General features: G+C 67.4%; 10 protein-coding genes. 9 read left to right on the forward strand and 1 reads right to left on the reverse strand.

Annotated elements, in window-relative coordinates:
* The first annotated feature begins 39 nt into the window (after positions 1-39).
* Positions 40-306, forward strand: coding sequence for an acyl carrier protein (locus tag EPN51_RS26030; protein WP_293048618.1), 267 nt, complete (start codon positions 40-42; stop codon positions 304-306).
* Entirely contained in the window at positions 299-1867 is a 1569-nt protein-coding gene (gene mbtM / locus EPN51_RS26035) for a long-chain-fatty acid--ACP ligase MbtM (protein ID WP_293048620.1), read from the forward strand. Before EPN51_RS26030 ends, mbtM begins: the two co-directional genes overlap by 8 nt.
* Positions 1868-1927: 60 nt before the next feature.
* Here the strand turns inward: mbtM and EPN51_RS26040 are convergent, their stop codons facing one another.
* Positions 1928-2551, reverse strand: coding sequence for a GNAT family N-acetyltransferase (locus EPN51_RS26040; protein ID WP_293048621.1), 624 nt, complete (start codon positions 2549-2551; stop codon positions 1928-1930).
* A 322-nt stretch (positions 2552-2873) separates the two neighbouring features.
* Between EPN51_RS26040 and EPN51_RS26045 the strand changes: the two genes are divergently transcribed.
* From EPN51_RS26045 to EPN51_RS26075, 7 genes are all read left to right on the forward strand, one after another.
* Positions 2874-4244, forward strand: coding sequence for a hemolysin family protein (locus tag EPN51_RS26045; protein WP_293048623.1), 1371 nt, complete (start codon positions 2874-2876; stop codon positions 4242-4244).
* Entirely contained in the window at positions 4241-5281 is a 1041-nt protein-coding gene (locus EPN51_RS26050) for a hemolysin family protein (protein ID WP_293048625.1), read from the forward strand. Before EPN51_RS26045 ends, EPN51_RS26050 begins: the two co-directional genes overlap by 4 nt.
* 311 nt (positions 5282-5592) lie before the next feature.
* Positions 5593-7809, forward strand: a complete 2217-nt coding sequence (locus EPN51_RS26055) for a malate synthase G (RefSeq protein ID WP_293048626.1) — start codon at positions 5593-5595, stop codon at positions 7807-7809.
* Between the two features lie 103 nt (positions 7810-7912).
* Positions 7913-9994 carry a substrate-binding domain-containing protein gene (locus EPN51_RS26060; protein WP_293048628.1) on the forward strand — a complete coding sequence of 694 codons (2082 nt, stop codon included), beginning with the start codon at positions 7913-7915 and terminating at the stop codon, positions 9992-9994.
* 369 nt (positions 9995-10363) lie between these two features.
* The gene (locus EPN51_RS26065; protein ID WP_293048630.1) at positions 10364-11254 is read left to right on the forward strand and encodes an oxygenase MpaB family protein; all 891 of its coding nucleotides are present in this window, start codon (positions 10364-10366) and stop codon (positions 11252-11254) included.
* A gap of 31 nt (positions 11255-11285) precedes the next feature.
* A complete protein-coding gene (locus tag EPN51_RS26070) occupies positions 11286-12269 on the forward strand; it encodes an oxygenase MpaB family protein (RefSeq protein WP_293048632.1) in 984 nt (327 codons plus the stop codon).
* A gap of 65 nt (positions 12270-12334) precedes the next feature.
* Positions 12335-12979 (forward strand): TetR/AcrR family transcriptional regulator, encoded by a 645-nt coding sequence (locus tag EPN51_RS26075; RefSeq protein WP_293048634.1) that lies wholly within the window; start codon positions 12335-12337, stop codon positions 12977-12979.
* Positions 12980-12986 lie beyond the last annotated feature (7 nt).

Raw genomic sequence — 12986 nt, forward strand, 5'->3', positions numbered from 1 at the left:
GCCAGCCTTGCCTAATTGGCCCTGCTAACCTACTGCGCCATGACCTCCTCCTCCCCTACCTCCTCATCCACCGTGAGCGCCGAGGTGCTGAGCATCCTGCGCGATGACCTCAACGTCGACGTGTCCCGCGTGACCCCCGACGCCAGGCTGGTCGACGACGTCGGACTGGATTCCGTGGCATTCGCCGTGGCCATGGTGGCCATCGGAGAACGGCTGGGTGTCTCGCTGTCCGAAGAGGAACTGCTGAACTGCGACACGGTCGGCGACATGCAGGACGTGATCGCAGCAAGACCTCGCGATGAGTGAACTGGCCGCGGCGCTGGCCGCCGCGATGCGCGGCGGCACCAGCGATCTGGTCGTCTTCGACCGCGAGTCGTCGGCATGGCATCGCCATCCCTGGCCCGAAGTGCACGGGCTGGCCGAAAGCATCGCCGCATGGCTGCTGGACCGGGGTCGGCCCGCCGCCGTTGGGCTGGTCGGCGAACCGACCGTCGAATTCGTCGCCGCCATTGCGGGCGCGTGGCTGACGGGCGCGAGCGTCTCGATCCTGCCCGGCCCGGTGCGCGGCGCCGACGGCCGGCGCTGGGCCGAGGCGACGCTGACCCGTTTCAGCGGCATCGGGGTGCGCACCGTCCTGAGTCACGGCTCGTACCTGGACGGCCTGCAATCGTTGGATCCGGCCGGCCTCGACGACGACATGGTCATCGAAAACCTTGGCCCCGCGGCACATACGGGCCGATCATGCATCGATGTGCCCGCGCGAAGCGAGAATCCGGCGATCCTGCAGGGGACCGCGGGCTCCACCGGCTCACCCAGAACCGCCGCGCTCTCGCCGGACGCGGTGCTGGCCAACCTGCGCGGCCTCAATCAGCGCCTCTCCGTCACTCCGGCGGACGTCGGCTGCTCGTGGCTGCCGCTCTACCACGACATGGGGCTGTCCTTCTTGCTCGCATCGTCGCTGGGCGGCATGTCGGTATGGCTCGCTCCCACATCGGCTTTCACCGCCTCGCCGTTTCGCTGGCTGGGCTGGCTGTCGGAAAGCCGAGCGACGATCACCGCGGCACCCAACTTCGCCTACAACCTCGTCGGCAGGTACGCCCGCCGGGTCTCCGATGTCGATCTCGGCGCCGTGCGGGTGGCGATCAACGGCGGGGAGCCGATCGACTGTGAGGGATTCGAGCGATTCGCCGAAGCGATGGGCCCCTTCGGATTCGACGCCGGCGCCGCCACTCCGTCTTACGGCCTGGCGGAGTCGACGTGCGCGGTGAGCGTGCCCACCCCGGGCACCGGACTGCGGTTCGCCAACGTCACCGACGAGACGGGGTCGCGCCGCCACGCGGTGCTGGGCGAACCCATCCCGGGCACCGAGATTCGGATCTCGCGGCGCGACGGCGCGCAGGGCGACATCGGTGAGATCGAGATCCGCGGCGCGTCGATGATGGACGGTTACCTGGGTCACGAACCCGTCGACCGCGAAGACTGGTTTCCCACTGGCGATCTCGGCTTCTTCGCCGACGACGGGCTGGTGGTGTGCGGCCGGGCCAAGGAACTCATCACCATCGCCGGACGCAATATCTTCCCGACCGAGATCGAGACGGTCGCCGCCGGAGTGCGCGGGGTGCGCGAAGGCGCGGTGGTGGCGCTGGCCACCGGCGAACGTTCGGCGCGTCCCGGCCTGATCGTCGCCGCCGAATTCCGGGGGGCAGATCAGGCGGGTGCGCGCACCGAAGTCATCGCGCGCGTCGCATCCGTGTGCGGCGTCGTTCCCTCCGACGTCATCTTCATGGCACCGGGATCGCTGCCGCGAACCTCGTCGGGCAAACTGCGCCGCCTGGAAGTGCGGCGCTCTCTGGAGGCGGTGGATTGAGTGACCGCAACGGTTTCCACGTGAGCTGATCGCCGCCGGGACGGCGCCCGAATACGGCGGCTACGCGCCCGTCGTCGGGGCTTTCAGCTCGTAGAGCGCCATGCGCCGGTTCGTCGTGTCGTGCTCGCCGAGGAACGTGCATCCGACGTACTCGCACAGCCTGCGCGCGGCGGTGTTGCGGTGATCGGGGTCGAACATGATCCGGCGGCAGCGCGGCTCCACCGAAAAGACGCTGGCCACGATCCGCGGCAACAGCATCGGGCCCAAGCCCCGGTTCACCAGTTTCACATCGGCGATGGCGGCATGCAGTCCCAGGTCATAGGGCTCTGCATCATAGTGCCGTGAGATCAGATCCTTTGCGCCCCAATAGAGTTCGAGGTACGCGCAATCCATGCCGCGAATTTTCCCGATCAACGGCAGGGAGTAGGTGCCCTCGAGCTGGGCATCCAAGTGCTGCCGCCACCGCGGCGCCGGCCAGTCGTACTCCCACGCCTCGGCCAGATGCGGACGGTTCATCCACTCGGCCACCATGTCCGCATCCGCGAGCTGCGCGGCGCGCAGCCCGAAGGGCGGCTCCAGAAAGGGCGCGGGTGGCCGGGGAAGCTGCGCGATCGCGTCCGCGATATCGAGGCGTTCGCGCGGCAGGATCTGAACGGACGGCGTTTCCGTTGGGGCGTCGGGCATAGTGCGCAGAGCGTACCTGAGTAAGGGTAGGCATACCGTAGTTACCCCCGGTCGCCGGTGTCAGCCGGCGGCGGTACCGGGGTGGCGCCGAGTGGTCGGCGCGGCACGGCCGTAACCCGGGCTAGCATAGGGCAGCAAAGACGGAAGCGACCGCGTCCGCTCGGTCACCAGGCAGCGAAAGGATCGACGTGCCGCAGGCACCCGCGCAGGCCATCGGCTTGCCGGCGCACGGGCCGTCGGACGAGCCGCCCGATGCGGAGCCTCCTCCGGCGCCTGCCTCGGTTCCCGGGTCACCACCGTCGACCAGCGAGCGGCGTAGTTCATGAACGTCCCCGTCACCGTGATCAGCGTTGTGGCGATCGCGGTGCTGATCTTCGGCAACGCCGTGTTCGTCGCCGCCGAATTCTCGCTGACCACGCTGGACCGCAGCGCCGTGGAGGCAAACGCCCGCACCGGTGGCCGCCGCGACCGGTGGATCCGCCGCGCACACCGCCGGCTGTCGTTCCAATTGTCGGGCGCCCAGCTCGGGATCTCCGTCACCACGCTGGCGGCCGGTTACCTGACCGATCCGATGGTGGCGGACTTGCCGCACCCGTGGCTGGACGCGCTCGGCATCCCCGACAAGGTTGGCGACGCGATCATGGCCGCCCTGGTGCTGGTGATCGTGACGTCGGTGTCGATGGTGTTCGGCGAGCTCGTCCCCAAGTATCTGGCGGTGGCGCGACCACTCTCGACCGCCCGCGCCGTCGTGGGCGCTCAGCTGTTGTTCTCGCTGCTGCTGACCCCGGCGATCAGATTGACCAACGGCGCGGCGAACTGGATCGTGCGCCGGCTGGGCATCGAGCCGGCCGAGGAGCTGCGGTCCGCGCGGTCACCGCAAGAGTTGTTGTCACTGGTGCGTTCGTCGGCGCGCAGCGGCGCACTGGACGCCGCGACGGCGGGCCTGGTGCGGCGATCGCTGCAGTTCGGAACCCTGAGCGCCGAGGAGTTGATGACGCCCCGGTCCAAGATCGTGGCGCTGCACACCGACGACACCGTCGCCGACCTGGTGACCGCGGCCGCCGAGTCCGGGTTTTCCCGTTTCCCCATCGTCGAGGGCGACCTCGACGAGACCGTCGGCATCGTGCACGTCAAACAGGTGTTCGCGATCCCGCGGGCCGACCGTGCGCGCACGCTGCTGACCACGGTGGCCCAACCCGCTGCGGTGGTGCCGTCCACGCTGGACGGTGACGCGGTGATGGCCGAGATCCGGGCCAACAGCCTGCAAACCGCACTGGTCGTCGACGAATACGGGGGCACCGCGGGCATGGTGACCCTCGAGGACCTGATCGAAGAGATCGTGGGTGATGTCCGCGACGAGCACGACGACGCCACCCCGGATGTGGTGCCCGCCGGCAACGGCTGGCAGGTGTCGGGCCTGTTACGCATCGACGAGGTGGCCACCGCTACCGGCTTCCGGGCACCCGAAGGTCCCTACGAGACGATCGGCGGGCTGGTGCTGCGCGAGATCGGTCACATCCCGACCGCCGGTGAAACGGTGAAGCTGCCCGGCCTGGACGCCGATGGGCTGCTGGACGCGGTGGCGCGCTGGCAGGCGCGGGTGATCCGGATGGATGGCCGCCGGATTGACCTCCTCGAACTGACCGAACTCAGTGGTCACGACGAAATCCTCGCCGCGGGGGGATACCGATGAACGACACCATGGGCCTGGTGCTGTCGTGCCTGCTGATTGGGGTGAACGCCTTCTTCGTCGGGGCGGAGTTCGCGTTGATCTCGGCGCGGCGCGACCGCCTGGAAGCGCTCGCCGAACAGGGCAAAGCCGCCGCCGTCACGGTGATCCGCGCCGGTGAGCAGCTGCCGTCCATGCTGGCCGGCGCGCAGTTGGGCATCACGGCGGCCTCGCTGCTACTCGGCCGGATCGGCGAGGCGGCGGTCTCCGACCTGGTGCAAACGGCGCTCGGACTGACCACGATTCACCCGGCGCTGCTGCACACGTTGTCGTTCGCGATCGCGCTGGCAATCGTGGTGACGCTGCACGTGCTGTTGGGTGAGATGGTGCCCAAGAACATCGCGCTGGCCGGTCCGGAGCGCACGGCGATGCTGCTCGTCCCGCCCTATCTGGCCTACGTGCGCGTGGCCCGGCCGTTCATCGTGTTCTACGACAAGTGCGCCAGCGTGGTGGTGCGCGCGCTCGGCGTCGAGCGCAGGGAGGAGCTGGGGATCGCGGTCTCCCCCGTCGAGCTGAGCGAGATGATCGCCGAATCCGCGTCGGAGGGGTTGTTGGATCAGGAGGAAGGCACCCGGCTGGCTCGGGCGCTGCAAATCCGCCACCGGGTGGTCGGCGATGTGGCGGTGCCTCTGGCCGGCGTGCACGCGGTACCGGTGGTCGCGGCGGGCAAGGGCCCGACGGTGGGAGCGGTCGAGGCGGCCTCGGCCCAGAGCGGTTACTCCCGCTTCCCCGTGGCAAACGTCGACGGGACTTTCGTCGGCTATCTGCACATCAAGGACGTGCTGGCCCTCGGTGGCGATCCGCAGACGGTGATCGATCTGGCGAAGGTGCGGCCCCTGCCGGGGCTGCCGCGGTCGCTACCGCTGGCCGACGCTTTGGCGCGGCTGCGGCGCAGCAATAGCCATCTGGCTTTGGTGACCGACGAAAGCGGCGCCGTGGTGGCGATGGTGGCGATGGAAGACCTGGTCGAAGACTTCGTCGGGACGATGCGCGAGGCGTAGCGATACTGGGCGGCGGGCGGGGCTGCGCGCAGCCCGTATGATCTTCACGGCTACCAGTTAAGAAAGTGCTGGGGGGCACTAGCGGGCTGAGGACGACTGAGCACCGCTTGCACGCGGAATGTGCGTTGCTGGAAATCAATCCCGGTGTTTGCCGCAGCGTCATTCTTGGGCCTGTCGGTGTGGCCTGACCTGCTGCGGCGGGTTCGGGTGGATAACGCTCGCCAGGCTGTGCTCGGTAGGCTGATGACATTGCCAACCTGGGCCTGTCCGGCCCGATGGTGGTCCAGGGCGGCCCATGACGGAGGAGAATCATGACTGATCGCGTGTCGGCGGGGAACTTGCGCGTCGCCCGGGTGCTGTATGACTTCGTAAACGCAGAGGCCTTGCCCGGCACCGATATCGACCCGGACACCTTCTGGGCGGGCGTCGACAAAGTTGTCACCGACCTGACCCCCAAGAACCAGGATCTGCTGCGCCGGCGTGACGAGCTGCAGGCCCAGATCGACAGGTGGCACCGGCAGCGCGTCATCGAGCCGCTCGATATCGACGCCTACCGCGAGTTCCTCACCGAAATCGGTTACCTGCTGCCCGAACCCGCGGACTTCACGATCACCACCTCCGGTGTCGACGACGAGATCACCACGACCGCGGGTCCCCAGCTGGTGGTGCCGGTGCTCAACGCCCGGTTCGCGCTGAACGCCGCCAACGCGCGGTGGGGTTCGCTCTACGACGCCCTGTACGGCACCGACGTCATCCCCGAGAGCGATGGCGCCGAAAAGGGGTCCGGCTACAACAGGGTTCGTGGCGACAAGGTGATCGCCTACGCGCGCAAATTCCTGGATGAGGCGGCGCCGCTGGAATCCGGGTCGTGGGCCGACGCGACCGGCCTGTCCGTCGAGGACGGCCACCTGAAGGTCGCGACCGCCGACGGCTCGGTCGGACTGGCCAGCCCGGAGAAGTTCGCCGGCTACACCGGGGAGCTCGGCTCCCCCAACTGGTCGGTGTTGCTGGCCAACCACGGCCTGCACATCGAGATCCTCGTCGATCCGGACTCGCCGATCGGCAAGACCGACGCGGCGGGCATCAAGGACGTGATCCTGGAATCGGCCATCACCACGATCATGGACTTCGAGGACTCGGTGGCCGCCGTCGACGCCGACGACAAGGTGCTCGGCTACCGCAACTGGCTCGGGCTGAACAAGGGCGACCTGTCCGAGGACGTCGACAAAGACGGCAAGACCTTCACCCGGGTCCTCAACCAGGACCGCACCTACTCCACACCCGACGGCGAGGGCGAGCTGACCCTGCCGGGCCGCAGCCTGCTGTTCGTCCGCAATGTCGGACATTTGATGACCAACGACGCGATCGTCAGGAGCGAAGGCGACGAAGAAATAGAGGTGTTCGAGGGCATCATGGATGCGCTGTTCACCGGTCTGACCGCGATCCACGGGCTCAAGAACGGCTCCGACAACGACGGGGTGAACGGCCCGCTGCAAAACAGCCGCACCGGGTCCATCTACATCGTCAAGCCCAAGATGCACGGGCCCGACGAGGTCGCGTTCACCTGCGAGCTGTTCAGCCGGGTCGAAGACGTCCTCGGCCTGCCGCAGGGCACCCTCAAGGTCGGCATCATGGACGAGGAGCGGCGCACCACCGTCAACCTCAAGGCATGCATCAAGGCCGCGGCCGACCGGGTGGTGTTCATCAACACCGGCTTCCTGGACCGCACCGGCGACGAGATCCACACCTCGATGGAGGCCGGCCCGATGATCCGCAAGGGTGCGATGAAGAACACCACGTGGATCAAGGCCTACGAGGACGCCAATGTCGACATCGGCCTGGCCGCCGGCTTCAAGGGCAAGGCGCAGATCGGCAAGGGCATGTGGGCGATGACCGAACTGATGGCCGACATGGTCGAGCAGAAGATCGGCCAGCCGAAGGCCGGCGCCACCACCGCGTGGGTGCCCTCGCCGACGGCGGCCACCCTGCACGCGATGCATTACCACTACGTCGATGTGGGCGCCGTGCAGGAGGAGCTCGCCGGCAAGAAGCGCACCAACATCGACGAATTGCTGGCCATTCCGTTGGCCAAGGAACTGGCCTGGGCTTCCGAGGAGATCCGCGAGGAGGTCGACAACAACTGCCAGTCCATCCTCGGATACGTGGTGCGCTGGGTCGAGCACGGTGTCGGTTGCTCCAAGGTGCCCGATATTCACGACGTGGCGCTCATGGAAGACCGTGCGACGCTGCGGATTTCGAGCCAGCTGCTGGCCAACTGGCTGCGCCACGGTGTGATCACCGAGGAGGACGTGCGGGCCAGCCTGGAGCGGATGGCGCCGCTGGTGGACGCGCAGAACGCGAAGGATGCGGCGTATTTGCCGATGGCTCCCGACTTCGACGACAGCCTGGCATTCCTGGCGGCGCAGGACCTGATCCTGACCGGAACGCAGCAGCCCAACGGCTACACCGAGCCGATTCTGCATCGCCGTCGGCGCGAGGCCAAGGCGCGCGCCGCGCAGTCGAATTAAGCCTGCGCTCAAATCGGGTTCAGACGTGTAATAGTGCCGCGGATGACTAAAATCGGCGGCGAGTTCATTCGGATGGATCGACGGAAAGGCCGCGGGCACTGCTATGGGTAGGCACAGTGCGCCCGACCCTGACGACTCCCTCGAGGAACCGCCTCGCGACGACGTGGTCGACGAGCCGTCCCGAGGTGAAGACGCAGGACATCAGCAGCGGGATGCCGGCGCCGAGGAGGCGGCCGATTACTACCCGGACGCCGATGACCATGCGGACGAGGATTACTACTCGGACGAACGTGCCTATTCCGATGACGAGCCCTACGCCGCCGGCGACGCGTTTGCAGACAGCACGGCCGACGAGTACCCGGAATTTCCGCCGCGGCAGGGCGGCCCCGCGGGTTCGGAGCCGTCGGCCTCGCCACCGTCGCTGTTCCGGGGCGGTCATCGCGGGCTCGGCGATTGGCGGGGTGGTCATCGCAGCGAGGGCGGACGGCGGGGCGTCAGCATTGGTGTGATCGTCGCGCTGGTCGCCGTCGTCGTGGTGGTGGGATCGGTGATCCTGTGGAGCTTCTTCGGTGACGTCCTGTCCAAACGTTCCCACAAAGCGGCCGGCCGCTGCGTGGGCGGCCAAGAGACCGTCGCCGTCGTGGCCGATCCGTCGATCGCCAATTCCGTGCAGGAATTCGCGGAAAGCTACAACAAATCGGCCGGCCCGATCGGCGATCGCTGCATGGTGGTCAGCGTCAAGCCGGCCGGCTCGGACGCCGTGCTCAATGGTTTCATCGGCAAGTGGCCCGCCGAACTGGGCGGCCAGCCGGCCCTATGGATTCCGGGCAGCTCGATTTCCGCCGCACGCCTGGCGGGCGCCACGGCTCAGAAAACGATCAGCGAGAGTCATTCGTTGGTCAGCTCACCGGTGCTGCTTGGTGTGCGCCCCGAACTGGCAGCGGCCCTTTCCAACCAGAACTGGGCGGCACTGCCGGGGCTGCAAACCAACCCGAATGCGTTGGCCGGCTTGAATTTGCCCGCGTGGGGGTCGCTGCGATTGGCGCTGCCGATGAACGGCAACGGGGACGCATCGTTTCTCGCCGGCGAGGCGGTGGCGGCCGCGTCGGTACCGCCCCGCGCCCCGGTGACGCAGGGCACCGGCGCGGTGCACGCCCTGTTGAGCGGGCAACCCAAACTGGCCGACAACTCGCTGACCGAGGCAATGAACACGCTGCTGAAGCCCGGTGACCCGGCGACCGCACCGGTGCACGCGGTGGTCACCACCGAGCAGCAGCTGTTCCAGCGCGGCCAATCGCTGCCGGACGCCAAGAGCGCCTTGGCTTCCTGGCTTCCGCCCGGGCCTGCGCCGGTGGCCGACTACCCCACCGTGCTGCTCAGCGGTTCGTGGCTGACCCGGGAACAGGCGACGGCGGCCAGTGAGTTCTCCCGTTTCATGCGCAAGCCCGACCAGCTGGCCAGGCTGGCGAAGGCGGGCTTCCGGGTCAACGGTGTCACGACGCCCAGCAGCCCGGTGACCACGTTCCCGGCGCTCCCGTCCACGCTGTCGGTGGGCGACGACCCGATGCGCGCCACACTTGCCGAGGCCATGGCCGCCCCGTCGAGCGGACAGGCCACCACCATCATGCTTGACCAGTCGATGCCCGGCCAGGAAGGCGCAAAGTCCCGGCTGGCGAACGTGATTGGGGCGCTTCAGGACAGGATCAAGGCGCTGCCCCCCACCGCTGTCGTCGGCCTGTGGACCTTCGATGGTCACGAGGGTCGCTCCGAGGTGGCAAGCGGGCCGCTGGCCGACGCTGTCAACGGCCAGCCGCGCTCGGCGGCACTGTCGGCCGCGCTGGACAAGCAGTACTCGTCGGGCGGTGGTGCCGTGTCGTTCACCACGCTGCGAATGATCTATCAAGATATGCAGGCCAACTACCGTGCGGGCCAAACCAATTCGCTTCTGGTGATCACCGCCGGACCGCACACGGACCAAAGCTTGGACGGACCGGGGCTACAGGACTTCATCCGCAAGAGTGCGGACCCGGCCAAGCCGATCGCGGTGAACGTCATCAATATCGGTGCCGATCCGGACCGATCGACGTGGGAAGCGGTCGCCCAGCTCAGTGGCGGCAGCTATCAGAGCCTTGCGACGTCGGCATCCCCCGATCTCGCGACGGCGATCAACGCCTTCTTGAGCTAACGGGCCGGCCGGCCACCAGACGCCCCAAGTGCCGGCCCGGTGCGCGCAAACTCACTGTTCGGCTGCGATCCGATGCCTGGATGGCGGGTCTGCGGCGGAGAAATTTCGTGTGCTGTCTATCAAAAGACGATCGGCTATGTCAGACTGACTGATAGAACTCATCATCATTTCTATCAGTGTTGGCCATGGAAAAGATGCCCTCTGCACCACTGGACGCCGCCGCGGCGCCGGCGTGGCGCTCGATCGGTCCCGATTCGGTCCCCTGGCGGCGCCGGACCCATCACGCGGAGTTCGCGAGGGACGGGTGGGCCCGCACCCGGCTTCTCCCCGAATCTCGTTGAGCTCTCAGCCCACCCAGGAAGGCGCGTCATGGCCCAACCGTTGCCCACGGATCCGGAGGACGCATCGGTCCGCCCCGATCGGCGCGCCCGGCGGGCGCACACAGATTCGGCCGACACGTCGTTTCTGGCCGAGGAGATATCGCCCTGGTTGTCCCCCGCCTATGGCGCGGCGAATGTCGTGATGCAGCTCGCGAATTCGGGGGTCGCCTATGGCGTGATGGAGAGCAAGGTCGACAGCGGAAATCTGTACAAGCATCCCTTCAAACGGGCCCGCACCACCTTCACCTACATCGCGGTGGCCATCGCCGGCAACGCGCAGGATCGCCGGGTGTATCGGGATGCGGTCAACGCCGCACACACACAGGTGCGCTCCGGCCCGCAAAGCCCGGTGCGCTACAACGCATTCGACCCCGCGTTACAACTCTGGGTGGCCTCCTGCATGGCCGCGGTCTTCGAGGACACCCGCAGGCTGCGGGGTGGCCGATCCCGACAGGACCCCGAAACCGTGCACCGGGCCGCGTCGGTGTTCGCCACCATGTTGCAGGTGCCGCCCGAAATGTGGCCTGCCGACCGGGAAGCCGCTGACCGGTACTGGCGGGAGCAACTCGATCGACTCGACTTCGACGAACGCATGCGCAGCTATCTGATCGGAATCGCGCGGCTGAATTTTCTGCCCGCCCCCGTTTCTGCACTGTTCGGCGGATGGAATCTCTTCATGACGCTGGGCTACCTGCCGCCGCAGCTGCGCGCAAAGCTCGGGTTCGGTTGGTCGGGAGAGCAGCAACGCCGATTCGACCGCTGGCAGCGTGTCTTCGGGGTGTTGGACCTGTTCACGCCGCGGTTCTTGACGCGCCTGGGCGTGCAGGCGGTGGTGTGGGACATGCGTTTGCGTTACCGAATCGGGGCAACCGTCGTGTGACGACGTAACGACACGCACAAGGAGGAGCGCGATGACGACGACAAGCCGAATGGGACGACGCGGCAACGATTCCGCAGCGACGACGGTACCCGCCGAACCGGAATTGAATTCCGCGCATCGGGCATTGGCCGACGACGTCAGGTGGTTCGCGGGGTCGCCCTTGGCCGCGGCGTTCGGCCGTCTGGCCCTCGACCAGGTCGCGCACCGGGAAATCGCGGCCGCGGTGGATCGCAGCGGTCGGTTCGCCGACAACTTCACCGACCGAGGGATCCGCAGCGCCGCGTTCACGGCCCTGGCGGCGTTCGGCGACAGTTCGGACGTGCAGGCGTCGCGGGCCGACCTCAAACGACTGCACCGCGACGTGCGCGGCATGGGAAAGGACTCGTTCAGCGACACCCGCTACAGCGCGCTGAACCCCGAGGTGTGGACCTGGGTGGCCGTGAGCGGCCTCAACCTCTTGTATCAGGGTTACCTGCGGGTGTGCGGGCGTCGCCTCACGCCCGCCGAAAAGGAGGTTGTCTATCAGACGCTGCGCTCGGAACTGCAATTTCTCGAACTGCCCAGCAAGCAGGGGAAACTACCGGCGACCCTGCACGACATGCTTCGGCACTACGACGCCGTGGCGACAAACGACTTGGCCGACAACGAATTTCTGCAATTCGCCAACCGCAGCTTCGTCGCCCCGCCGATCCCGAAGTTGTTGGTTTCCCGCCAGATTCGGCCCGTGCTGCGATTGGCCTGGCCGGTGATGACCACGCTGGCGTCACGTCCGGTGGTGGTGTGTTCGGCCGCCGTCGCCCACCCCACCATGCGCCGGCTGCTCGGGGTGCGGTGGGGCACTCGCGAGCAGGTCGAGTTCGCCGTCTACGTCGCCGCTTTGCAGATGGGTTGGCGATGGTTGCCGCGCCGGCTCACGCTGGAGCCCCTGGCGTACAACCGCTACCAATACGAGCGGCTCCGCAACCGCTACCGTTCGGTGTTGTTGGATTCGTTCGCGGCGCCAAGCCGGAGCTGATTCGGCACGACGCTGAAGCGCCCGCGACGCGATACGACGTGATACCCCACTCGGCTGGAGGGCAGATGGCAGACCCCGCGATGCTGATCGGCCTGCTGCCCGACGGCCTGGCCACCCTCGATCCGACCGCCCGCGCGATCGTCACCGCGGCACGCACCTGCTTCACCGAGCGCGGATTCTCCAACACCACCATGCAAGACATCGCCGACACCGCCGGTGTCGGCGTCGCCACCGTCTACCGCCGTTTCCGGCACAAGCGAAACCTGGTGCGGCTGACCATCATGGACGAATCACTGCGGTTGACCACGCTGATCTCCGAGGTCGCTGGCCGCGCGGAAACCCCGGAAGAGGGGATCGCCGAAGTCTTCGCCGCGTTCGTTCACGAGGCCTCCGCCCCCAAGCTCTTGACCCGAAGCATCCGCGAATCGCCCGCCGCCGGGGAACTGTCCGCCTACCTGACCGACGCGAATCTGATCGCCATCACCCGTAGCTACATCGCGACCTGGCTGCGCCACTGGCAGGAGCGCGGCGAACTGGCAGCCGACCTTGACACCGAGGTCGTCGGCGAGATGATCGGGCGGCTGATCATCTCGCTGATCAAGACGCCCGAGTCCGTCATCCCGATCTACAACCTGAACGAGGCCCGCCACTTCGCCCGCCGGTACCTGGTGCCGCTGGCGTTGCAGGCCCCGGCGCCCACACCCGGATGATCCCGCA

Source organism: Mycobacterium sp. (genome assembly GCF_004298145.1).
Lineage (GTDB): Bacteria > Actinomycetota > Actinomycetes > Mycobacteriales > Mycobacteriaceae > Mycobacterium.